The sequence below is a fragment of the Lacisediminihabitans sp. H27-G8 genome (assembly GCF_046156175.1).
Taxonomy (GTDB): Bacteria; Actinomycetota; Actinomycetes; order Actinomycetales; family Microbacteriaceae; genus Lacisediminihabitans.
Map to the genome: position 1 here is coordinate 15,405 of NZ_JAYLVL010000001.1, position 23,562 is coordinate 38,966.

Below are 23,562 nucleotides of genomic sequence, written 5' to 3' on the forward strand. Positions count from 1 at the left end.
GTGGGGTCAGCCCCAACGCCCCCACCCGCGACCGAACATCCCGTCGAAGTCCTCGCCGGCGCCAGCCGATCCGCCGGAGCCTCGTGAGCCGAGGTAGGAGCTCACGACCGCGGCGCCGAGATCGTCGAGTTCGGGAGCCACCACTGTGCCGCCGACCCGCTTGGCCATCGAATCGATGAACCGGGCGAGACCGGGGTCTTCGCCGAGGCGGAAGAACGTCGTCTGGGCCCCGAGTCGCATCGAATTGTCGAGCTCCCGCACCGCCACCGCGACCGTCACGGGATGCGGCGGGTAGCTGAAGAATACGTCGCCGCTCGCCTCGAGGTGCGAGGTCGGCTCTCCGTCGGTGACGATGAGCAACACCGGTTGGGCGTTCGGATGCTTACGGAAGTGTCGGTTCGCCAGAAGGAGGGCGTGATGAAGGTTGGTGCCCTTGTCATACTGGGCGTCGAGGCCGGTGAGCTGCTCGATATCCATCACCTCGGCATGGCGACCGAAGGCGATGAGTTGCAGGTCGTCGCCACGGAATCGACTGGTGATGAGCGAATGAAGCGCGAGGGCGGTGCGCTTCATCGGCACCCATCGCCCATCCATGGCCATCGAGAATGAGGTGTCGACGAGCAGGGCGACGCAGGCCTGGGTGCGAGCCTCGGTCTCCTGAACTTCGACGTCTCCGATCTCGATGCGGATTCCGGCCGTGGTGTCGCCGCCCTCGCCCGCCGTACGGGTCAGCGCGTTGGTGATCGTGCGGGTGACATCCCAGGCCTCGGTGTCGCCGAAGGCCCACTCGCGGGTGGCGCCGGAGCGCTCTCCCGCGGCGCCGGCCTGGCGGAGGTCGCGGTTGCCCTGACGCCCGGACAGGCGTCCGGCGACATCCCGCAGCAGCGCCTTGCCGAGCTGGCGCATCGCCTTGGGGGTGAGCTTGAGCTGGCCGTCGGAGCCCCGTTTGAGCGTTCCGGAGTCGCGCAGCGCCTTCTCGAGTTGCTGGAGGGTGCGCGCATCGACGGCGGCTTCTGCTCCGAGCTGGCGTGACAGGACATCCAGGTCGAGGTCGTCCATGCGTGAACCGTCGTAGGACTGGGACAGCTGGTCGGAGAGGGCATCGAGCTCGGCGATGTCCTGGAATACCCCCGTGCCGTCACCGAGGCCGAGTCCCTGCTCCCCGTCCATCTGTTCCGATCCGCCCCAGTTCTCAGCGGGACGCAACGCGCGCAGTGTGCCGTCGAGCTGCGAGAGGGACTGCATCAGTTGCGGCGAGCCGAAGGCCTGCTGGGCGAGGGCGTCGAGTTCATCCCGCTGCTCCTGGCTCATCGAATTGCGCATGCGCTGCGCGGCGGCGGCGCGCTGGGCGAGCGAGTCGAGCAGTTCGTCGATGGTGGTGGGGTTGTCGGGAAAGTAGTCGCCGTGTTTCCGCATGAACTCGTCGAACTGCTCGGGCGTGTCTTCGCCCCGAGCGTGGGCTTCCAGCAGGGCATTGAGGTCGGTCATCATCTCGGTGATGGCGGCGCGGTCCTCGTCGATGGCGTTCTCGAGGGCGTCCTTCATGCCGGCGAAACGCTGGTCGAGCATCTCGCGACCCAGCAGATCTTTGATTTTCTCGAAATCGGCGCGCGCCTCGCTGCTCTTCCAGTCGTACGCGCCCAGCTCGCTCACCGCTGCCGCCGGGGAGGCCGGCAGCGCGTCTAGCTGCATCTCGGCCAACATCCGATCGCCGTCGTCCATCTCGGTGTCGCGGGCGAGTTGTTTGCGTTCGGCCAGGACCGCCTTCTCGAGAAGCTCCTTCACCTGCTGCAGCGTGCCGTCGAGGTTGTGCTTGCGGGTGAGGTCTCGTCGGCGCTCGGCGACCCGGCGGGCGAGGTCGTCCAGACCGGCCCGGTCGGCGCCGCCCCGGCGCAGGAACTCCCGCATCGCGCGCTCGGGCGATGAGCCAGCCATCACCTCCTCACCGATGGCATCGAGAGCCTCGGACAGGTCGATGGGCGCAGCGAGCGGATCCGGCCCGCCGTCGTACCGGCCGTACCGGGCCCGGAGGAGTCGACGATTGGCCCTAACCACGATGGTCGCTGACGACAATCGGGCTAACCATAGATGACCTCGCCGCCACCGCTCTCCTTGCTGATGCGGCGCATCAGGTAGAGACCCTCGAGGGCGAGCTCGATCGCGCCGGCGCGCTGGCCGTCGTTGGTCGCACCGAGGCGATCGCAGATCTCGTCGTAGAGTTCCGATTCGCCCAGGGCAGGGAGCCCGGCGAGGAAGTCGCGGGCGGTGACCTGCTCCCCCGTGGTGACCATGGCTCCGCTTTCGATGGCCTCGACCAGCACGGCGAAGTCGAGACCCCGAAAATGCGTGCGCACCGTCTCCGCGGTCGCGGTGCGGAGCAGGTGGTCGAGCACCTCGTCCTCCCGCCCCTCCTCGCCCGATTCGAACTCGATCTTGCCGCCGAGCACGTCGACGGCCGTCTCCAGGTCCACCGGGCGGGCCACGGCATCCGCCTCGCCCTGGCGGGTGGCCCGATGGATCGCCGCCGCGGCGATGGTCTCGGCACCCGCGATGGCGAAGCGGGCACTCACGCCGCTGCGCTGGTCGACGGCGCTCGACTCGCGGAGCGCGCGGGTGAAGCGGGCGAGGATCTCGACCAGGTAGTCGGGCACGTCGGCCACCAGGTCGGATTCCTGACGGATGATGGCGATCTCGTCGGCCATCTCCGTCGGGTAGTGCGTGCGGATCTCTGCGCCGAAGCGGTCCTTCAGCGGGGTGATGATGCGACCACGGTTCGTGTAGTCCTCGGGGTTTGCGCTCGCCACCACCAGGACGTCGAGCGGGAGCCTCAGCACATAGCCGCGGATCTGGATATCCCGCTCCTCCATCACGTTGAGCATCGCCACCTGGATGCGCTCGGCGAGGTCGGGCAGTTCGTTGATTGCCACGATGCCCCGGTGGCTGCGCGGGATGAGCCCGAAGTGGATGGTCTCCGGGTCTCCGAGGCTCCGTCCCTCGGCCACCTTCATGGGGTCGACGTCTCCGATGAGGTCGGCGACGGAGGTGTCTGGGGTGGCGAGCTTCTCGGCGTAGCGGTCGTCCCGCGCCCGCCAGGTCACCGGCAGCTCGTCGCCGAGTTCGGAGGCACGCCGCCGACTCTCCGTCGTGATGGGCTCGAAGGGATGCTCGCCGAGCTCGGAGCCCTCGATCACCGGTGTCCACTCATCCAGGAGTCCGACCATCGTGCGCAGCAGCCGGGTCTTGCCCTGTCCGCGTTCGCCCAGGAGCACGATGTCATGCCCGGCGATGAGGGCCCGCTCCAGCTGCGGGATCACCGTTGACTCGAAGCCGTGCAACCCGGGCCAGGGGTCACGTCCCTCGCGAAGCGCCGCGAGCAGGTTCTCGCGAATCTCGACGCGAAGCGTCTTCTGCACGTGGCCGGAGGACCGGAGCTCGCCGACGGTGGTCTGGGTTGGACGTATCACCCTCTGAATTTTGCGCCCGCCCCCGACCGCACTTGCTGGGCCCTGCTAGGGAAGTACGTGACCGGCAGCCGTGAAAAGCCGGTACCACTCCGGCCGCGTGAGAGGCAGGTCGGATCCGAGGGCCGAGTCGCGCATCCGCTCGATGTTCGTCGTTCCGAGCACCACCTGCATGTTGGCCGGATGACGCGTGACCCATGCCACCGCGATGGCGGCCGCTGGCACGTCGTAGGCGATCGCGAGGTCGTCGATCGCATCATTCAGCTCGGGATAGTTCTCCCGGTCCCCCAGGAACACCCCGTCGAAGAATCCCTTCTGGAACGGCGACCAGGCCTGGAGGGTGATCCCTTTGAGGCGGCAATAGTCGAGGATGCCATTGTCGCGATCGATCGACTGGTCGAGGCCGGCCATGTTGGCGGAGACTCCCGCGGCGATCAACGGTGCGTGCGTGATGCTCAGCTGCACCTGGTTCACGACGATGGGCTGGTTCAGCGACGCGGCGAGCAGTTCGATCTGCCCGGGGGTGTGGTTCGATACCCCGAACTGCCGCACTTTTCCTGCGCTGTGGAGCGTGTCGAAGGCCGCTGCGACCTCATCGGGCTCGACCAGGGCATCCGGGCGATGCAGCAACAGCAGGTCGAGGTAGTCGGTCTTGAGGGCGGCGAGGGATTCGTCGACGGACCGGAGGATGTGCTCTTTCGAGTAGTCCCAAAAGCCCGAGCGAATGCCGACCTTCGACTGGATCGTGATGGCGGCCCGGTCGGCCGGCGACAGCGTGACCGCGTCGCCGAAGCGGCGCTCGCATCCGTGGGTGGTGTCGCCGTAGACGTCGGCATGGTCGAAGAAGGTCACGCCGGTGTCGATGGCGGCGCCCACCAGGGCGCGGATCTCCTCGTCGGAGAGCGGTTCGATGCGCATCAGCCCGAGAATGATGTTGGGGACTTCGACGGATGAATTCAGCAGAGTCTGTTTCTTCATCCCCCAAGTCTGCGCCATCGCGGTTGGTCGCGCTCCGGGAGGTCAGCGGGGAAGCCTCGGTGTGGCGTCGGTGTGGCGGCGGGCCGCCGCGTGAATCCACTCGGGGCTCATGCGACTGGGCGGCGGGAAAAGTCGCCATAACTCCCGACTCGACCTAGGGCCGTCGGGAGTCCGGCGGGCCGTCGGGAGTCCGGCGGGCCGTCGGGAGTCCGGCGGGCCGTCGGGAGTCCGGGTTCGTCTCTGGGCAACTCAGGAGCCGCGAGAGGCCTCGGTAGCCCCGGCTCGGCCGGACGCCCCCGCGAGGCTGCAGCGAGTCGGGGGAAGGAGTGACTCTGTCGAAAGGCAGGTCGCAACGAGTCCCGACTCGATCGGCAGCCCGATCGGCAGACGCGGTCGGCAACACGGTCGGCACGGGCGAAGGCCCCCGGCAGAACTCCCTGTCACTCCTCGGGCGCGGGATGGGATCCCAGGTGCAGGATCGCCGCCTGGGTCCGACGCTGCAGACCGAGCTTGGCCAAGAGGCCGGACACATAGTTCTTCACGGTCTTCTCCGCGAGGGAGAGTTCGAGGCCGATCTGACGATTCGTGAGCCCCCCGGCGATCAGGGACAGGATCTGCGTCTCCCGGGCGGTGAGCGACCCGAGGCGCGGGTCGGTGTCGGTGCGGGTGTGGATGCGCTCGATCACTTTGCGAGTGAGCATCGGATCGATCAGGGACCGCCCGGCCGCGACCTTGCGCAACGAATCGACAAGGCCGCTGCCGCGGACATCCTTGAGCACGTAGCCGGATGCCCCGGCGATGACGGCCGCGGAAAGTGCCTCGTCGTCGTCATACGCGGTGAGGATGAGGCACTTGACCTGCGGATTCTGCGAGCGCACATCGCGGCAGACATCGATGCCGCTCCCGTCGGGAAGTCGAACGTCGAGCAGCGCTACGTCGGGAAGGGTCGCGGCGATGCGGGATCGGGCTTGCGCGGCTGTGCCGGCTTCACCGACCACCTCGATGTCGTGCTCGGCCCCGAGCAGTTCGGCGATCCCGCGCCGCACGATCTCGTGGTCATCCACCAGAAAGACTCTGATCATGCAGCATCCGTTCCATCGTCCGAGCCATCGATCGGCACGCTCCAGTCGACCGAGGTGCCCTCCGGCCCGGTGCTCACCGTGAATGATCCGCCGCGCGCCGTCGCCCGCTCCTCGAGGTTGGCCAGCCCACTCCGTCGCGAGGTGTCGGTGATGCCTCCGCCGTTGTCGGAGATCACGAGCCGGATGGTTCCGTCCACGATGTCGAGCGTCACCCCGGTCTGGCCGGCGTTGGCGTGCTTGGCCGCGTTGGCGAGGGCCTCTCGGGCCACCGCGACTACATCGTCCGCGAGCGTGCCGGTGACCACGAGGTCCACCGGGCCGGTGAAGGAGACCGTTGGGCTCTTCTGCAGGCCGGGAGCGAGATCGTTGGCGAGATCGAGGATGCGGTGGCGCACAGAGTCTCGGGTGTCTTGGCGCGGGGAGAGAGCGAAGATCACCGTACGGATCTGGGTGACGGCAGCATCGAGGTTGGTGACGGCCTGCAGGATCCGCTCCCGCTCCATGGGCGATTCGATCGATCCTGCGACGCTCTGCAACTCCAGACCGGTACCGAACAGCTGCTGGATGACGTGGTCGTGAAGGTCACGGGCGATGCGTCCGCGATCCTCGAGAAGCAGCATGCGCTGTTCGGACGCCCGGGCTCGCGCCAACTGCACCGCGAGGCTCGCCTGGCCGGCGAAGTCCGCCGTCATCTCGAGGTCGGCGGGGGTGAATCGCAGTCCCCCGGCCACTCGGGCGACGAGCAGCACTCCCTCGGCACGGCCGGCAGAGATCAACGGAACCGCCATCATCGGGCCGAGGGCATTCTCGATTGCGAAGACCTGCGCATCCGCACCGCCGTCCCCCACCAGTCGAGGCTGCTTGCCCTCGAGCACGCTCGCCGCGAGGGAGCCCGCCGCGGGGAAGATGCGCCCGGTGAGCTCGGTCTCCCCCTGCCCGCGGGCGACCTCGACGACAAGGGTTCCCTCGGTGGGACCGGGCAGGATCATGCAGACGAGATCGCTCTCGGCGAGCACGAGCACCCGGTTCACGATGGTCGACAGGGAATCGGACTGGTTGATGGAGAGCATCGCTGCGGTGATCTCGGCGGACGCCGCCGACCACGCCTGCCGGCGACGGGTCTCCGCGAAGAGTCGAGCGTTGTCGATGGCGAAACCGGCGGAAGCGGCGAGGGACTCCACGAGCTGCTCGTCTTCGCGACTGAAAGCACCGGAGGACTGGTTGCTGAGGTAGAGGTTGCCGTAGACCTCGTCGCGCACCCGGATCGGCACGCCGAGAAAACTCTCCATCGCGGGGTGCCCGGCAGGGAATCCGCTCGAACGCGGGTCGTCGTGCAGATGCTCGAGCCGGATGGGGCGCGGGTCGTCGATGAGGGCCCCGAGCAAGCCGTGCCCTTCGGGCAGGTGCCCGATGATGCGCGCCTGCTCGGGAGGGATGCCCACGTGGATGAACTGTTCGAGCCCACCGCCGGGAGCGATAACACCGAGGGCACCGTATTCGGAGCCGACAAGTTCGACGGCTGCCTCGATGATCCGCTCGAGAACCACGGGTAATTCCAGGTGCTCAACGACGGCGAGGTTGGCCCGGAGCAGCGCTCGGAGGCGACCCTGGGTCGCGAGCACGTCCTGGGCGCGATCGACCAGGTCGCTGAGGGCGCGATCGAGGTCGGCCCGCGGTTCGTCCGGAAAGGTGAGCCTCTCGTCGTGCGATGCCACGTGACTCCTCTGCCGGCGGTGATCCGGGCTTCACGATGGGGAAGCCGAGGTGCCTCGCGTGCCGACACATCGAGCGTAGTACGTCGGGGGCCGAGCCGATCCGAGCGCGACGGGACTTTAGGCCCGGTCGAAGCCTGAGCATCCGTACAGGCTGGGAGAAACAGAAGAAGCGGGGCGGTGTGATGAACGGAATGATCCTTGTCGGCGCGGACGGGACCTCGGCGGGTCGTGCGGCGATCAGCTGGGCGGTGCGGCGCGCGGCATCCGTCGGATCGCGGGTGATGCTCGTCCACATCGTCGATGACGAATGGGGCATGATCGGCGAGCAGTCGATCTCCGAACTCCATCCCTCAGCCTTCGAACTCGTGGAGAAGGATGCGGTCTTCGCCCGCTCCATCGATTCCAGCGTCACCGTCACCACGCGGGTGATGCTCGGCGACCCGATGGTCGAACTCGGAGTCGCCTCGCGGGAGGTCGACCTCGTGGTGATCGGCACCCACAAGACAGGTTTTCTGCACGGTCGAGCCTTCGGTTCACGCAGTCTCCAGCTCGCCGCGACGGCCTGGTGCCCGGTCGCGGTGATTCCGGAGGGATCGACGATCGAGCGACACGGCGTCGTCGCGGGGATCGACGATTCGGATGCCGGTCGGGTCGCCGTGCGCTTTGCGGCGATCGAGGCCCGTCGGGCGCACGAGGAGCTCATCCTGCTGCGCGCCTGGAACGCCGGCAGCGCATCCAGCACGGATGCGGAGCGCACCGATACCCGCGCGCGGCACGCCGCCGAGACACTCTGCGCCGAGTCCGTCTCCCTCGCCCGCAGTGCCGGAGATGATCTGCTCGTGCGAACCCGCACACTGCGGCGACCTCCGGCGGAGGCCCTCGTCGATGCGGGGATGTCGGCGGAGCTGCTGGTGATCGGCAGTTCCCGGCGACACGGGGCCCAGATGTCCGCCCTCGGCCCGGTAAGCCACGACGTGTTGCTCAACATTGCCGGCCCCACTCTCGTCGTGCACGGAGACACCGTCCCCGCCCCCGACCTCACAGCCCTCGACCAACCGATCCGGAGACATCAGTGAACGACATCCTCAGCCCCCTCGTACTGTCACAGTGGCAGTTCGGGCTCACGACGATCTACCACTTTCTATTCATCCCCATCACAATCGGCATGGCCACGACAACGGCGGTCTTCCAGACGGCGTGGTATCGCACGGCGAAGGTGAAGTACCTGCACCTCACCCAGTTCTTCGGCAAGATCTTCCTCATCAACTTCGCGATGGGAGTGGTGACCGGCATCGTGCAGGAGTTCCAGTTCGGAATGAACTGGTCGACCTACTCTCGATTCGTCGGGGACGTCTTCGGCGCTCCCCTCGCGATGGAGGGCCTGCTCGCCTTCTTCCTCGAGGCCACCTTCATCGGTCTGTGGATATTCGGCTGGGACAAACTGCCGAAGGGCATCCATCTCGCCACCATCTGGCTCACTGCGGCAGGCACGATCCTCTCGGCCTATTTCATCCTCGCCGCGAACGCCTTCATGCAGCATCCGGTCGGCTTCCGCGTCAACGAGGCTCGTGGCCGAGCCGAGCTCACCGACATCTGGGCGGTGCTCACCAACAAGGTCTCGCTCGCGTCGTTCCCGCACACGATCGCCGCCTCCTTCATGGTCTCCTCCGCGCTGGTGATCTGCATCGCAGCCTGGCACCTCGCCCGCAGGCAGAATCTCGACACGATGCGACCGGCGATGGTCTTCGCGCTCTGGACGATGATCGGTGCCGGAATCCTCACCGTGCTCACCGGCGACCAGCTCGGGCTCGTGATGGTGCAGACGCAGCCGATGAAGATGGCTGCGGCCGAAGCGGCCTACAACACGGTGAGCGGGGCGGATGCCTCGTTCTCGATCTTCACCCTCGGCACACCGGACGGGGTGAGCGAGCTGTTCTCGATCCGCATCCCCTACCTGTTGTCGTTCCTGTCAACGCACACGCTGACGGGCACGGTCGAAGGCATCAACGACCTGCAAGCGCAGTACCGCACGCTCTACGGTCCCGGTGGCTACGCTCCGGTCGTCTGGGTGACCTACTGGGCGTTCCGGTGGATGATCGGACTCGGCATGCTCTCGGTTCTGTTCTCCGCTGTCGGCCTCTGGCTGATGCGTAAGGGACGCCTGCCGCAGAACAAGTGGGTCTGGCGGATCGCCGTCTGGGCGTTCCCGCTGCCTCTCGCCGCGATGATCGTCGGCTGGATCTTCACCGAGATGGGTCGCCAGCCATGGATCGTCTTCAGCCTGCTGAAGACCAAGGATGGCGTCTCCCCCAACCTCACCGGTCTCGACGTGCTGATCTCGATCGTCGCGTTCACCCTGATCTACGGCATTCTCGCGGTCGTGGAATTCCGACTGCTCAAGCGTGCAGCCCAGAAGGGACCAGAGGGTGCGCCGGTCACCGACGCCTCCGATGCCCCGACCGCAACCGTGACTGTGTACTAGGAGCAATGATGGATCTCAATATTCTGTGGTTCTGGATCGTCGGATTCTTCTTCATCGGCTATTTCGTGCTCGAGGGCTTCGATTTCGGAGTCGGGATGGCGCTGCCGTTCCTCGGCCGGGACGACATCGATCGCCGCGTGATGATCAACACGATCGGTCCCGTCTGGGACATGAACGAGACCTGGCTGATCGTGGCCGGCGCGTCCCTCTTCGCGGCGTTCCCGGAGTGGTACGCCACCCTGTTCAGCGGGTTCTACCTCGCGCTTCTGCTCATCCTGCTCGCCCTGATCGCGCGAGGTGTCTCCTTCGAATACCGCCACCACCGGCCGGAGTCGCGCTGGAAGAAGTGGTTCGACGGCATGATCGTGGTCGGCTCGGCCGTGCCTGCCCTGCTGTGGGGTGTCGCATTCGCGAACATCGTGCAGGGCGTCGCGCTCGACTCCGGGCACAACTACACGGGCACCCTTTTCGACCTGCTGAACCCCTACGCGCTGCTCGGCGGTCTCACCACGCTCATGCTGTTCTTCACCCACGGCGTGGTGTTCGTGTCGCTGAAGACCGATGGAGACCTGCGCCTGCGTGCCCAGAGACTCGCGGTGCGGTCAGGGGCGATCACTGTCGTCCTCGCCGCGGTGTTCCTGCTCTGGACCAACCTCGCCCACGGGCAGGTCGCCTCCTGGCTCCTTGCGTTGCTTGCCGCTGTGCTGCTGATCGGCTCGTTCTTCGCCAACCTCCGTGGTCGCGAACGGTATGCCTTCGGACTCATGGCGGGCACCATCGCCATCGCGGTCGCGAGTCTCTTCGCAGCGCTCTTCCCGAATGTGATGCCCGCGAGCAACGATGTGGCCAACAGCCTCACCATCGCGAATGCCTCGAGCACGCCGTACACGCTGTCCGTGATGAGTTGGGTCGCCATCGCTGTGCTGCCCTTCGTGCTGGCCTATCAGGCCTACACGTATTGGGTCTTCCGCAAGCGCATCACGCGTGACTCGATCCCGGAAGACACGCAGCCGCTCGCGGACGCGACAGTCGTCGGCGGCTGAACCGATGCGTCCCCTCGATCCCCGGCTGCTGCGCTACGCGGCTTCCGCCCGCACCTTCATCGGAATGGGCGTCGTGCTGGCGATCGTGCGCACGGCGTGCACTCTCGCATTCTGCGTGCTGCTCTCGCAGGCCATCGTGGGCGCCATCGGGGGGCGATCGCTCGGTGAGCTCGCGCCGGGCATCCTCGCGCTCGCCGGGGTGGGAATCGTGCGGGCCGGGGCGATCTGGGCGATGGATGTCGCATCGGCCCGAGGCGCCGCCACGGTGAAGAGCCAGTTGCGTCGTCGCCTCGTGGCGGGGATCACCCGGCTCGGACCCGGCTGGCTCGGCACGCGCAACAGGGTGGATGTCGTGACCACCGCCGGACCGGCCCTCGACGCACTCGACGGCTATTTCTCACTCTTCCTGCCCCAGATCGTGCTCACCGCGATTGCGACCCCGCTCGTGATCGTCACGATCTTCCTGCAGGACGTGCTGAGCGGCATCCTCGTGGTCGTCGCCCTGCCGCTGATCCCGGTCTTCATGATCCTGATCGGGCTCGCCACCCAGGCGGTGCAGCGCCGACAGTGGTCGGTGCTCGCTCAGCTGTCGAGCAGGTTCCTCGATGTGGTCGGCGGGCTCGCCACTCTCAAGATCTTCGGACGCCAGCACCGCCAGGCCACGCGGATCGCGAGCCTGACCGAGGACTATCGCGTCGAGACTATGAAGGTGCTGCGGCTGTCGTTCCTCAGCGGCTTCGCACTCGAGCTGATCGGCAGCCTCTCCGTCGCTCTCGTGGCGGTGTCCGTGGGGCTGCGGCTCGTCGACGGCAGCCTTGCCCTGTCGGTCGGTCTCTTCGTGCTGTTGCTCGCGCCGGAGGCCTTTCTCCCCCTGCGCCAGGTGGGCGCGAACTATCACGCGGCAGCGGACGGGGTGGCGGCTGCGGAGGATGTCTTCGACATCCTCGATGCCGCAACGGCGGTGACCGCCGAGGCCCCCGCCACCCGCGGCGGGACCGGTTCGCTGGTGGAGCGCGAGCTGCGTTTCTCGGAAGTGAGCGTGCGCTATGAGGGCCGGGCTGTCGTCGATCGGTTCTCCGCGGTGATCCGCCCCGGCCGGCTGACCGTGCTTGCCGGGCCGAGCGGCTCTGGCAAGTCCTCACTGCTTTCGGCCCTCCTGGGCTTCGTACCCTCCGACGGCACGATCGAGATCGGTGATGCGGCTCTCGCTGCCGACCGGCGGTCGCTCACAGCCTGGGCCGGCCAGGGTGCGCCTCTCCTCGCGGGCACGATCAGCAGCAACGTGTCCCTCGGTGATGCGGCGCCGGATCTGCCGCTCGTGCGCCGCGCCCTGGACCTCGCCGCCCTCGCCGAGCTCGATCCCGGCACAGCGGTGACCATCACCGGCAGCGGACTCTCCGGCGGGCAGGGCGAACGCGTCGTCGCCGCTCGGGCGATGTATCGCGCGCTCGCCCGTCACTGCCCCGTGGTGGCCTTCGACGAACCCAGCGCGGCGCTCGATCGGCAGGCCGAGGACGAGCTGCTTCAGGGCCTGCGGCAGCTCGCCGATGAGGGCTACACCGTCCTCGTGGTGAGTCATCGCCCCGCAGTGATCGCCGCCGCGGATGATCTGATCGAACTGGGAGTCGTGCATGTCTGACCTCCGCGCGCGCGCCGACTCTCCGACGGCGGCCGTTCTCCGTCTCGCGCAGCCCCCGATTCGCCGGTTCGCCCCCGGGGTCTTCTTCGGGCTGGTCTCGGCCCTCAGCTCGGTCGGGCTGCTCGCGACCTCGGCGTGGCTGATCACGAGGGCGGCCGAACAGCCTCCCATCCTCTTCCTCGGCGCTGCGATCGTCGGCGTTCGGGCTCTCGCGCTGTCGCGGGCCGCCTCCCGCTATGTGGAGCGCCTCAGCAGCCACGATGCGGCGTTCCGGCAACTCTCCGCCCTGAGGATCGGCATCTACCGGCGGCTGGTACCGCTCGCCCCAGATGGGCTTCGGGGGGATGCGGGAGGCCCCGGTCGCGGCGATCTGCTCACCCGGCTGGTGAGCGATGTCGACGAGTTGCAGAATCTTCCCCTGCGAGTCGTGCAGCCTCTGGTGGTGACCGTACTCACCGCGGTGCTGAGCGTGATCGGCGTGAGCATCGTGCTTCCTTCCGCCGGCGTCACCCTCGCTGTCGCGCTCGTGCTCGCCTTCACCGCGGCGGTAGTCGTCCAGTCGGCGATCGCTGGCCGGGCGGAACGCTCGATCGCGCCGCTGCGTGGCGTGCTCTCCGACCGGCTGCTCGACTACGTCTCGAACCTCGATGTGCTGGTGGCCTACGACGCTGTTCCGGAGCGGATGACCCGGGTCGAGGCCGCCGACACGGGCTTGCGCATCGCGACCCTCGCCCGGGCAGGGGGCGCCGGTGCGACATTCGCCATTCTCTCCGCGCTGGCGACGCTGGCCTCCGTCGCGGCGCTGCTCGTGGGCATCCCGGCGTTGGGGCACGGACTGCAGGGCCCCGCTCTCACCGTGATCGCTCTGGTACCGCTCGCCGTCTTCGAGGTCGTCGCAAGTGCACCGCTCGCTCTCGGCGCCTTCCGGCAGGTGCGGGCGAGTGCCGCGAGAGTGGCGGATGCGACGCCAACCATGATCCCCGCAGAGATTCCCGACGAGGTGCCCGAGCCGGGCTCCGGCGTCGATCGCCAGCCGACGTCGTCGATGGTGGAGCTCCTCGGGCTCGGCGCCCGCTGGCCGGGTGAGACCGCGCCAGCGTTCGACGGTCTCGACCTCAGGGTGAATCGCGGCGACCGGATCGTGATCGAGGGCGCATCGGGCTCCGGAAAGACCACTCTCGCGCATGTGCTCGTTCGGTTCCTCGGCTACAGCGGCAGCTACCGCATCGGAGGGGTCGAAGCACGTGAGCTCTCCGCCGATGCCGTGCGCGGCATCGTGGGACTCTGTGAACAGTCGCCCTATCTCTTCGATGAGGACATCCGTCAGAACCTGCTCTTCGCTCATGACACGGTGACCGACGACGAACTCCTCGCGGTGCTAGCCCGCGTGGGCCTCGCCGAGTGGACGCGTGAGCGCGGTGGCCTGTCCGCGCGGGTCGGCGACGATGGGGCGCTCGTGTCGGGGGGCCAAGCCCAGCGCCTCGCCCTCGCTCGTGCGCTGCTCGCAGACTTTCCGGTGATCGTGTTCGACGAGCCGACTGCCAACGTGGATCCAGTGCGCGCTTCCGAGCTGATGCGCGACATCCTCTCCGTTGCCTCGGACGCGCACGGGGAGGATTCTCGCACGGTCATCGTGATCTCCCACACACCGGTGCCCGATGACCTCGTCACCCAGCGTGTGCGGCTCGGCGCACCGGTGCTGCCGTGAGTAACGCGCGCGCCACCGTTCTCGGGCGCAGGTGTCGCTCACGGGGGCGCAGTCCGCGATAAACAAGACGAAAGGCAAGAGGAATCATGATGGATACTGATGGCTCGACAGGGCGGTCCGGCGATGACGCCGTTCAACTGCTCACCGATGCCGAGTGCTGGCACCTGCTGGATGGCGCATCTTTCGGCAGGCTCGCGGTGAGTGTGGGCAACCAGCCCGAGATCTTCCCCGTCAACTTCCTGGCCGACGGCCACACCGTGCTGTTCCGCACGGCGGAGGGCACGAAGCTTCTCGAACTCACGATCAATTCGCTCGTCGCGTTCGAGAGCGATTACTACAGCGATACGGATGCCTGGAGTGTCGTCATCAAGGGACGCGCCCGCGCGATCGAGAGCCAGTCGGAGATCTTCGCGGCCGATCAACTGCCGCTTGCGCCCTGGATTCCCACGCTCAAATACGTCTATGTGCGCATCCAACCCACCGAGGTCACCGGGCGTCGGTTCGCCCGCGGTCCGGAGCCGGACCGTTACTGACACCCCAGCGGCGGGCTGGGTGTGGTCGCGGCTGGTGGCTGGTGGCTGGTGTCTGGCGGCTAACGGCTGACGGCTGACGGCTCGCGCGGCTGGTGCCTTGCGGCTCACCGTTCGCGGGGCTCGTGCCGAGCGCAGACGTCATCCGTCACAAACTGCTTCTTCACAGCACGGAGTCGGCAGAAAGTGACGGTTGGGCTGACGAGGTGGGCCGCTTGAACTCCTCGCGCCGGACAGCCTCTTGCTCATCCGTCGCTGGGTGCTCCCTCGTGGGGCGGAGACGGCTGTTCGTGACGGTTGGGCTGGCGAGGTGGGCCGCCTGAGCTTCTAGCGCCGGAGGTCCTTCCGCTCATCCGTCACTAAGTGCTCCCTCGTGGGGCGGAGGCAGCGGTTTGTGACGGTTGGGCTGGCGAGGTGGGCTGCGCCCAAGCTTCTAGCGCCGGAGGTCCTTCCGCTCATCCGTCACAAAGTGCTTCCTCGTGGGGCGGAGACGGCCGTTTGTGACGGATGAGTGACGTGGGAACCCCGGGTGCCCAAGGCACCCCGGCCGGCTGACGGGACACCCAGGAATCCTCGCGGGCCGCCAAGGTACCCGGCCGGCCAACGGGAAACCCTGGCGCCCGACTGGAGCCCCCGTGCACCCCAAAGGAACCCCCGTTGCACTCCAAGGGAACCCCCGTTGCACTCCAAAGGGAACCCCCGTGCACCCCACTAGGAGCCCCGCCCACCCCGACAGGAGCCAACGTGCACCCGAACAAGAGCCTCCCGCTACTGAGCCTCCCCCGCCGCGAGAGCATTCCCCTACCGAGCCGGCCCGCGATCGAAGCCCGACCACGGCGCTCTCTTCACCAGTTCGAGGCTGCCGAGGTAGACGGCCGCGAGGGAGAAGAGCAGCGCGATCATCCCGAGAGGCGGTGCGGTGAAGCCGATCGCGGCCGCCACCGGGAGGAATGGGATGACGAGGGTGAGGAGGGCGATCGCGAGCACAGCTCCGCCGAAGAGCGCATCCGGCCGGCTGCGGAGGAAGCTCCGCCGGGTTCGCAGGGTGACGAGCACGATCATCTGGGTGAGCGCGGACTCGATGAACCATCCGCTCTGGAACAGAGACTCCGAGGCGTGGAAGACCGTGATCAGCAGCGCGAACGTGGCCAGGTCGAACACGGTACTGAGCGCGCCGAACACGATCATGAAGCGACGGACGGACCGCAAGTTCCAGCTTCCCGGCCGCTCGAGGCGCTCCGGATCCACCCGGTCGCGGGAGAGCAGCATGCTCGGAAGGTCGGCGAGGAAGTTGAGGAGCAGGATCTGCCCGGGCAGCATCGGCAGGAAAGGCAGCAGGGCGGATGCGATCACCATACTGAGCACGTTGCCGAAATTCGAGCTCGAGGCGAAGCGCACGTATTTGAGGGTGTTCGCGAAGGTGCGACGTCCGAGTCGCACTCCGTCGGCGACAACCGCCAGGCTCTTCTCGGTGAGCACGATCGCGGCCGCCTCGCGGGCGACATCGGTGGCACCGTCGACGGAGATCCCGACATCTGCAGCATGAAGCGCCGAACTGTCGTTGATGCCGTCACCGAGAAATCCGACGGTTCGCCGGCCGGCCTTCAGTGCCGTGACGATCTCCTCCTTATGCCGGGGTTCGACCTCCGCGAAGACGTCGCATTCGGTGACCGCCCGTCGAAGGCGAGCGGGACTCATCCGGTCGATGTCCGCGCCGGTGACGACCAGCTGGGAGCGCAGCCCGATGCGGGACGCCACGGACTGGGAGACGAAACGGTTGTCTCCGCTCACCATGACCACCCGAACCCCGAGCCCCGAGAGGTCCGCTATCTCGAGGTTCACGTCATCCTTCACGTCGTCGCGGAAGGTCAGGATGCCCGCGAAATCGAGCGCAGCCTCCGAGGCGACGCCGATCTGCTCGCCCGCGTCGAGCGAGCGAGTCGCGAGGCCGATGGCCCGGAATCCGTCGACCCCCAGGGCGCGATAGCTCGCGCGCACGAGCTCGAAGGCGGCGGGCGAGCGGTCACCCCGAACGCTCGTGCAGGCCGCCAAGACGGCCTCGAGCGAGCCCTTCGTCACAAGGGTGGGCGTTCCTTCGAACTCCACTCCGATCGAGAGCCGTTTGCGCTCGAAGTCGTAGGGCACCTCGCCGAGAGACTCCGCCGCCGCGGGCTGGTGCACCCGCAGGATGGCGTCATCGAGGGGATTGCGGTAGCCCTTCTGCAGCGTGGCGTTGAGTGCCCCGAGTTCGAGGATTCGGGCATCCGCCGTGCCGTCCGGGGCGAGGGCCTGCGAGAACTCGACGGTTCCCCTCGTGAGAGTGCCCGTCTTGTCGGTGCAGAGGACAGTGAGCGACCCGAGGTCCTCGATCACGTCGAGACGCTTGACGATGACGTGGTGTTTGGAGAGGGCGCGGGCTCCGGCCGAGAGGCTTACCGAGACGATGGCGGGCAGCATCTGAGGCGTCACTCCGACGGCGAGGGCGAGGGAGAACAGGAGCGCATCCAGGATCGGGCGGCCGAGCACCAGGTTGATCACGAAGACGGCGATCGTCAGCGCGATGGTCACCTGAAGCAGCAGGATGCCGAACCGGCTGAGGCCGTGCTCGAATGCCGTGGGAGCCGGGTGTTTCATCAGCCGAGCGGCGACGGCCCCGAATTCGGTGTCGCGACCGGTGTAGACCACGAGGGCGATGCCCGTGCCGCTCACCACATGGGTGCCGCGGAACACGCAGTTGGTTCGTGCGGCAAGCGGTGTGTCCGAGGCGAGCGATGCCTCGGCGGACTTGTCCACCGGGAGGGACTCGCCCGTGAGCGCCGATTCATCCACGACGAGGCTCTGTGCGGAGACGAGTCGGCAGTCCCCGGGCAGGATATCGCCGGCCGAGAGGTGCAGTTCATCCCCGACCCGCACGTCCGCGAGCACCATGGTGAGCATCTCACCGCGCCGGTCAACGTCCACCGTCGATGAGACGCTGGCGAGGAGCAACTGCACATCCCGCGAGGCACGAAATTCCTGGGCGAAGCCGAGCCCGGCGCTCGCGAGCACGATGACGCCGATGATGATGCCGTCGGTGGCATCCCCCACCGCACTGGCGACAGCGGCTGCCATCACGAGGATGAGCGTGACCGGGGAGAGGAACTGCCTCAGCGCGAGCGCCGGCCAGGACAGGCTTCGTGGCGGAAGAGTCTCGATGTGGGGTCTGGCCGCGATGGCCCGCACGCGCTCGATCGACGCGCTCCACAGCTCGGCGGGTATCGGCGCCCCGGCAGGACCTGTCACCGCACTCCGCGTGCGCTCAATGGACGACAAGGACGGCGCAGTGCGCCTTCTCCGCGCAGGCCGAGCTCACCGAACCGAGCAGCAGGCCGACCACTCCCCCGTGGCCGCGGCTGCCGACCACCAGCATCTCGGCGCCTTCGCTGGCGTCGATGAGGCGCTGGGCCGGGTTGCCTTCCGCGGAGTTCGGAGCCACCCACTCGGGCAGGGTGGCTCCGAACTGGCTGCGACAGGCATCCCCCAGGATCTCGGTGGCGTCTTTCTCGGGCGACCAGTCGGTCACCCCGATGTCGTTGTATTCGGTGAAGAACCTCCAGGTGGTGACCACCTGCAGTCCCGTGTTCAATGTCTCGGCGAGACTTGCGGCCTTCGCGAGGGCGCGAAGGGATGCCTCGGAGCCGTCTACCCCCACGACGATGCGTCCCGTGCGCGCAGGGCGCACGGCGGACCCGGAGTGCGCCGCCTCTGGCTTGTGGTTTACCCGGCTGTCGGACTCGTAACGCGCCCCATCCGGGTCGGCCACGAAGTGGGAAGGCTGCGTGGGGGCGGTGCCGTTCATCGGTTGCATGACACCATTTCACGCCAGCGGCCGGCGCGAGCCTAGGGACCTAAGGCCCGATTCTGTGGGGAGCGCGACTCACCGAGGGGGCACGACGCCCACCGAGCGGGCGTTCGTCGAGAGGAAGCACCTCCGGCGCACCGAACACTCCCGTGAACGACGCGGCGGTCAACGCTCCCGCCGCGAGGATCGCGGCCAGCACGACGATCTGGAACTGCGCGGCCTGGATCGGCGACGCCCCCGCGAACACGGCTCCGACGAACGCGCCGGGCAGGGTGACGATGCCGGTGGTCCGCGTCTGGTCCGTCGACGGGATGAGCGCGGTCGAGGCCGCCGAGCGCACCGCCTGGAGCGCCGATCGCCGCGGCGTCGCTCCGATCGAGAGCCAGGCTTCCATCTCGTCGCGCTGGGAGAGGTAGAGCGCGCCGAGCGAGCGGCCCATCAGCGTGCAGACCGTCATCGTGTTCCCGATCACGATTCCGCCGAGTGCGAGCAGGTATCGCGGACTGAAGGCGACGGCTCCGGTCGCGAAGACCACCACAAGGGGCACCGCGGATGCCGCCATCACGGTGCCGACGATAGGCAACAGGAACCGCGCATCCACCCTCAGTCGGCGGTACACCACCCAGGTCGCCGCGATCACCATCACTGCGAGGAACGCCGCGACCAACCAGCGACTGCTGATCACCCCACCGAGGATGACACTGAGAATGCCGAGTTGCACGACCGCCCGGAGTACGGCCCAGGGCTGAAGCCACGGATGCTCGAGCCTCAGGGCGAGCACCACCGCGAGCGTGATGGCGGCAAGCACGGCAACTGCCACGATCGTGACGAAGGGGGTCACCGCGTCTCCGATCCGGTCGCTCCAGGGGTGAGCGGGCTCGTCGATTACATCACAGCCGCTCCCCCGGCCGTTTACTCGGATGCCGTACAGTGCGCGCGTGGCATCTCCCGTGACCTCCCCCGCGCTGTCCCGCCGCCTGGGACTCGCCGACGCGGTCTACATCGGTCTCGGATCGATGATCGGGGCGGGCATCTTCGCCGCCTTCACCCCGGCTGCGCAGGCCGCGGGGGCCGGATTGCTCGTGGGATTGGTCATCGCCGCGATCGTCGCGTTCTGCAACGCGACCTCCTCCGCTCAGCTCGCCGCGACCTATCCCACCTCTGGCGGCACCTACGTCTACGGCCGGGAGCAGCTCGGGCCGTGGTGGGGCTTTGTCGCGGGCTGGAGCTTCGTGATCGGCAAGACCGCCAGCTGTGCGGCCATGGCTCTCACCTTCGCCGCCTACGCGGTTCCGGAGGTCTGGGGGAAACCGGTCGCCATCGCCGCCGTCGTCGCACTCGTGGCCGTCAACTACCGTGGCGTCACGCGCACGGCGACGCTCATTCGCATCCTCGTGGTGATCGTGCTCGCGGTGCTCATCGTGGTCGTCGCCGCGGGAGCCGTCGCCCCGCGGGCGGCGTTCGACCCGGCGGCGGATCTCGCCGCGCACGGCTGGTACGGCGTGCTGCAGTCGGCCGGGTTGCTCTTCTTCGCCTTCGCCGGCTACGCACGCATCGCCACGATGGGGGAAGAGGTGCGTGATCCGGCACGCACGATCCCGCGAGCAATCGTGATCGCGCTCTCGATCACGGTCGTGGTCTATGCGACGGTGGCTGTCGTGCTGCTCGGCACCCTCGGCAGCGCTGCGCTTGCGGGTGCCGCGGCCCCCCTCGAAGCCGTCGTGCGGGTGAGCGGATGGGGCTGGGCCGGTCCCATCGTGGTGGCCGGGGCGGCCGCGGCCTCCCTCGGCGCCCTGCTCGGGCTGATCGCCGGCATCGGCCGCACGGCCCTCGCTATGGCCCGTGAGGGTGACCTGCCGCGTGGCCTTGCGGCGGTGCACCCGCGATTCGGCGTGCCCCACCGGGCGGAGGTCGCCCTGGCGATCGTGGTGTGCCTGATCATTCTCGTCGTGGATGTTCGCGGCGCCATCGCGTTCTCCTCCTTCGGGGTGCTGCTGTACTACCTGGTCGCCAACCTTGCGGCATTCACCCAGGGCAGGCAGCAGCGGCGCTATCCCCGAGCCGTCCAGGTGCTCGGCGCGGTGGGATGTGCCGTGCTGGTGCTGACGCTGCCCCTTGTCGGCACGCTCATCGGCGTCGGAGTTCTCGGGGTGGGAGTGCTCTACCGGGTCGCGCGCCTCCGGGTGGATGCTCGGCGCGAGCGCACGGGGTAGGCGAGCCTGTCCTTTGTGGAAATCCGGCGCGAAAACAGGTTCCATTAGCGTATGAGCTCCGAGACCGCACCCGACCAGCAGATCGACGAACCGCACATGGGCGGCGTCGCGCAGAGGCTCAACTGGCTGCGCGCCGGAGTGCTGGGTGCCAACGACGGCATCGTGTCGGTAGCGGCCATCGGCGTCGGTGTCGCCGGGGCCACCACCGCGATCGCCCCGATCCTCACCGCCGGCGTCGCGGCCCTCGTCGGTGGAGCCATCTCGATGGCCCTCGGCGAATACGTCTCGGTGAGTGGGCAGCGCGACAGCGAGCATGCTCTCATCGAGAAGGAGCGTCGCGAACTCCTGGAGACCCCCGACGAGGAGCTCGCCGAGCTCGCCGGCCTGTACCGGGCCAAGGGGCTCAGCCCGGAGACCGCGCTCACGGTCGCCACGGAGCTGACCGCCCACGATGCGCTCGCCGCACACCTCTCCATAGAGCTGAATATCGACCAGAACGACGTGGTCAGTCCCTGGCACGCCACCTTCGCTTCGGCGGCGGCATTCCTCATCGGGGGCATCATCCCCCTGCTGGCGATCCTGCTTCCGCCCCAGCAATTGCGAGTGCCGGTCACTTTCGCCGTCGTGTTGATCGCCTTGGCCGCGACCGGACTGGTCAGCGCCCACCTCGGCGGCGCTGGTCGGGTGCGCGCAGCTGCCCGTGTGGTGATCGGCGGCGCTCTCGCCCTCATCGCGACCTTCACGATCGGTGCACTGCTCGGTACCACCGGCGTTGTCTAACCCCGCGCTACCCGGTCTCACCGGCACGGGCCCGACCCGCATCCTCGTCGTGGAGGATGACGAGGCGATGGGTGCTCTCATCGTGCGGGGTCTCACGGGCGAGGGCTACGACATCACCCTCGTGACCAACGGCATGGAGGCGCTCATCGCCGCCGCCGGTTCGGAGTTCGCCGCGGCAGCCATCGACGTGATGATGCCGGAGATGACCGGATTCGAGGTGTGCCGGCACCTCCGCCAGCACGGCAGCACGCTTCCGGTATTGCTCATCACCGCTCGGGATGCCGTCGAGGACCGGGTGTTCGGGCTCGACTCCGGCGCGGACGACTACCTCACCAAGCCCTTCGCCTTCGCCGAGTTCAGCGCGCGCATCCGGGCCCTCGTGCGGCGGGATGCGGCGACCCCCAAGCCCGTGCTGCGTCTGGGTGCGCTCTCCCTCGACACCGCGAGCGTTCGGGCCTCCGTCGAGAACAGGCCCCTGCCGCTCAGTACCAAGGAGTTCTCGCTGCTGCGCTACCTCGTCTCTCGGCAGGGCGAGGTGGTCTCCCGCAACGACATCCTGCAGGAGGTCTGGGGCACCACCCGTCACATCGACCCCACGATCGTCGACCAGTATGTGCGGTACCTTCGTCGCAAACTCGATCCGGTGAACGCCGAGATCACCATCACGACGGTGCGCGGTTCCGGGTATTCGCTCACGGCCCGGGCATCCTGATCATGTTCCAGCGACTCACCATCCGCGCCAGGATCACCATCGGAAGCGTGGTGGTCGCTGCCGTGATCTTCACCATCGCGATGGTGGCGGCCCAGTCGCAGGTGGTCTCCATCCTCTCCGCCTCCGACGCCTCGCTCGCCCGCGTCGATCTCGACTCCTACGCGCAGGAGATCGTGGCGAACCCCACGGGACTGGTGGATGACTCCGGCAAGGGCCTGCTCGTCTTCGTCCGTGACCAGAGCGGAGTGGTGAAGCTCGATACGCTCCCCCACGACATCCACCAGGCAGTGGAGCACAGGGCGGGCCGCGACGAGACCTTCACCTCCGGCGAGGATGGCACGTCCTTCGTCGTCGTCGGCAGGATCGTCTCGACCAAGACCGGGGACTGGTCGCTCTGGGCGGCGCGCAGTACGGCCGCGAGCCTCCTCGCCATGCAGAGTCTCGATGTCGCCTTCGTCATCGGAGGGATCGTGCTGCTCGCCGCGTTCGGCTTCGCCTCATGGTTGCTCGCGTCCGCAGCGCTCGGCCCGGTGCGACGCATGCGGCAGAGGGCGGAGTCCCTTGGCATGGATTCGGCCGCAGTGCTCCCCGTGGGTGAGGCGAATGACGAACTCTCCGAGCTCGCCACGACCCTCAATGCCTTCCTCGGCCGGGTGCGCGCCTCGAGTGCGCGCGAGAAACAGGTCGTCTCGGATGCCGCCCACGAGTTGCGCACTCCGCTTTCGGCGCTCAAGACCCAGCTCGAGCTCGCCCATGACGACTTCGACGACGCCCCCGCTCTCGCCGCCCAGGTCGTTGCGGCAGAGAAGTCGGTGGCCCGGCTCTCCTCTCTCGCGAGCAACCTGCTCGAGCTCTCGCGGCTCGACGCGCAACCACTGCCGGTGCGTGCGAGTTCCGCCGACCAGCTCGTCTCCGAACTCATGGGCAGTATCGATCGTGCACGCATGATCGGACTCGTGGACGATGCGGAGGTCGGCTTCACGGTCGCCGGTCTCGACAGTGAGGCCCGCTACGCCATCAGCGCGGAGAATTTCGCGCGCCTCATCGACAACCTGCTGGCCAACAGTCTCGCGGCGATTCCGCCGGGCGGTTCGGTGGACGCCGACCTCACCGGGGAGGCCGGCACTCTCGTGCTCCGCATCACCGACTCCGGCCCGGGAATGGCCGAGGATTTCCTGCCGCACGCGTTCGACCGGTTCTCGCGGCCGGATGATTCCCGCTCGGCCAACACCGGGGGAAGCGGCCTCGGGCTCGCCCTGGTTCACGCCATCGTGACGGCAGCACACGGCTCGATCCAGCTCCAGAACACCGGCAGCGGGCTCACGGCAACGGTCTCTCTGCCCAAGATGTGAGAACTCACGCGGGAGTCCTCTCCCGT

General features: G+C 67.8%; 18 protein-coding genes. 10 read left to right on the forward strand and 8 right to left on the reverse strand.

Going from position 1 to position 23,562, the window contains the following annotated elements; genetic code table 11:
* Positions 1-6: 6 nt before the first annotated feature.
* The 5 genes from VLI63_RS00090 to VLI63_RS00110 form a co-directional block, all read right to left on the reverse strand.
* On the reverse strand, positions 7-2,073 hold the full coding sequence (locus VLI63_RS00090; protein ID WP_409154889.1) for a vWA domain-containing protein: 2,067 nt from the start codon (positions 2,071-2,073) through the stop codon (positions 7-9).
* Positions 2,074-2,078: 5 nt separating this feature from the next.
* A complete protein-coding gene (locus tag VLI63_RS00095) occupies positions 2,079-3,464 on the reverse strand; it encodes a magnesium chelatase (RefSeq protein ID WP_409154890.1) in 1,386 nt (461 codons plus the stop codon).
* A 45-nt stretch (positions 3,465-3,509) separates the two neighbouring features.
* Positions 3,510-4,439: an aldo/keto reductase family oxidoreductase gene (locus VLI63_RS00100; RefSeq protein WP_409154891.1), complete on the reverse strand. Its 930-nt coding sequence runs from the start codon at positions 4,437-4,439 to the stop codon at positions 3,510-3,512.
* A gap of 440 nt (positions 4,440-4,879) precedes the next feature.
* Positions 4,880-5,521 (reverse strand): response regulator, encoded by a 642-nt coding sequence (locus VLI63_RS00105; protein ID WP_409154892.1) that lies wholly within the window; start codon positions 5,519-5,521, stop codon positions 4,880-4,882.
* Positions 5,518-7,236 carry a GAF domain-containing protein gene (locus tag VLI63_RS00110; protein WP_409154893.1) on the reverse strand — a complete coding sequence of 573 codons (1,719 nt, stop codon included), beginning with the start codon at positions 7,234-7,236 and terminating at the stop codon, positions 5,518-5,520. Before VLI63_RS00110 ends, VLI63_RS00105 begins: the two co-directional genes overlap by 4 nt.
* 182 nt (positions 7,237-7,418) lie before the next feature.
* Here VLI63_RS00110 and VLI63_RS00115 point away from each other — a divergent pair, with 182 nt between their 5' ends.
* The 6 genes from VLI63_RS00115 to VLI63_RS00140 all read left to right on the forward strand — a co-directional run bounded on the left by VLI63_RS00115 (position 7,419) and on the right by VLI63_RS00140 (position 14,641).
* Positions 7,419-8,312 carry a universal stress protein gene (locus VLI63_RS00115; protein ID WP_409154894.1) on the forward strand — a complete coding sequence of 298 codons (894 nt, stop codon included), beginning with the start codon at positions 7,419-7,421 and terminating at the stop codon, positions 8,310-8,312.
* On the forward strand, positions 8,309-9,718 hold the full coding sequence (locus VLI63_RS00120) for a cytochrome ubiquinol oxidase subunit I (protein ID WP_409154895.1): 1,410 nt from the start codon (positions 8,309-8,311) through the stop codon (positions 9,716-9,718). The genes VLI63_RS00115 and VLI63_RS00120 overlap by 4 nt, the downstream gene beginning before the upstream one ends.
* Positions 9,719-9,726: 8 nt before the next feature.
* Entirely contained in the window at positions 9,727-10,761 is a 1,035-nt protein-coding gene (gene cydB / locus VLI63_RS00125) for a cytochrome d ubiquinol oxidase subunit II (RefSeq protein ID WP_409154896.1), read from the forward strand.
* Between the two features lie 4 nt (positions 10,762-10,765).
* Positions 10,766-12,400, forward strand: coding sequence for a thiol reductant ABC exporter subunit CydD (cydD, locus tag VLI63_RS00130; RefSeq protein ID WP_409154897.1), 1,635 nt, complete (start codon positions 10,766-10,768; stop codon positions 12,398-12,400).
* The gene (cydC, locus tag VLI63_RS00135) at positions 12,393-14,108 is read left to right on the forward strand and encodes a thiol reductant ABC exporter subunit CydC (protein WP_409154898.1); all 1,716 of its coding nucleotides are present in this window, start codon (positions 12,393-12,395) and stop codon (positions 14,106-14,108) included. The genes cydD and cydC overlap by 8 nt, the downstream gene beginning before the upstream one ends.
* Before the next feature lie 86 nt (positions 14,109-14,194).
* Positions 14,195-14,641 carry a pyridoxamine 5'-phosphate oxidase family protein gene (locus VLI63_RS00140; protein ID WP_409154899.1) on the forward strand — a complete coding sequence of 149 codons (447 nt, stop codon included), beginning with the start codon at positions 14,195-14,197 and terminating at the stop codon, positions 14,639-14,641.
* Between the two features lie 798 nt (positions 14,642-15,439).
* On the opposite strand, the gene mgtA is transcribed toward VLI63_RS00140, so the two are convergent.
* The 3 genes from mgtA to VLI63_RS00155 are packed head-to-tail and all read right to left on the reverse strand — an operon-like array spanning position 15,440 to position 19,320.
* Positions 15,440-17,920 (reverse strand): magnesium-translocating P-type ATPase, encoded by a 2,481-nt coding sequence (mgtA, locus tag VLI63_RS00145; RefSeq protein ID WP_409154900.1) that lies wholly within the window; start codon positions 17,918-17,920, stop codon positions 15,440-15,442.
* 16 nt (positions 17,921-17,936) lie between these two features.
* On the reverse strand, positions 17,937-18,485 hold the full coding sequence (locus VLI63_RS00150) for a universal stress protein (protein WP_409154901.1): 549 nt from the start codon (positions 18,483-18,485) through the stop codon (positions 17,937-17,939).
* 40 nt (positions 18,486-18,525) lie between these two features.
* Complete coding sequence (locus VLI63_RS00155; protein WP_409154902.1) at positions 18,526-19,320, reverse strand: ABC transporter permease; 795 nt, start codon at positions 19,318-19,320, stop codon at positions 18,526-18,528.
* A 79-nt stretch (positions 19,321-19,399) separates the two neighbouring features.
* Between VLI63_RS00155 and VLI63_RS00160 the strand changes: the two genes are divergently transcribed.
* The 4 genes from VLI63_RS00160 to VLI63_RS00175 are packed head-to-tail and all read left to right on the forward strand — an operon-like array spanning position 19,400 to position 23,536.
* Positions 19,400-20,692, forward strand: coding sequence for an APC family permease (locus VLI63_RS00160; RefSeq protein ID WP_409154903.1), 1,293 nt, complete (start codon positions 19,400-19,402; stop codon positions 20,690-20,692).
* 51 nt (positions 20,693-20,743) lie between these two features.
* Positions 20,744-21,472, forward strand: a complete 729-nt coding sequence (locus VLI63_RS00165) for a VIT family protein (RefSeq protein WP_409154904.1) — start codon at positions 20,744-20,746, stop codon at positions 21,470-21,472.
* Positions 21,465-22,184: a response regulator transcription factor gene (locus tag VLI63_RS00170; RefSeq protein ID WP_409154905.1), complete on the forward strand. Its 720-nt coding sequence runs from the start codon at positions 21,465-21,467 to the stop codon at positions 22,182-22,184. Before VLI63_RS00165 ends, VLI63_RS00170 begins: the two co-directional genes overlap by 8 nt.
* Before the next feature lie 2 nt (positions 22,185-22,186).
* Positions 22,187-23,536 carry an ATP-binding protein gene (locus tag VLI63_RS00175; RefSeq protein ID WP_409154906.1) on the forward strand — a complete coding sequence of 450 codons (1,350 nt, stop codon included), beginning with the start codon at positions 22,187-22,189 and terminating at the stop codon, positions 23,534-23,536.
* Positions 23,537-23,562: the final 26 nt, after the last annotated feature.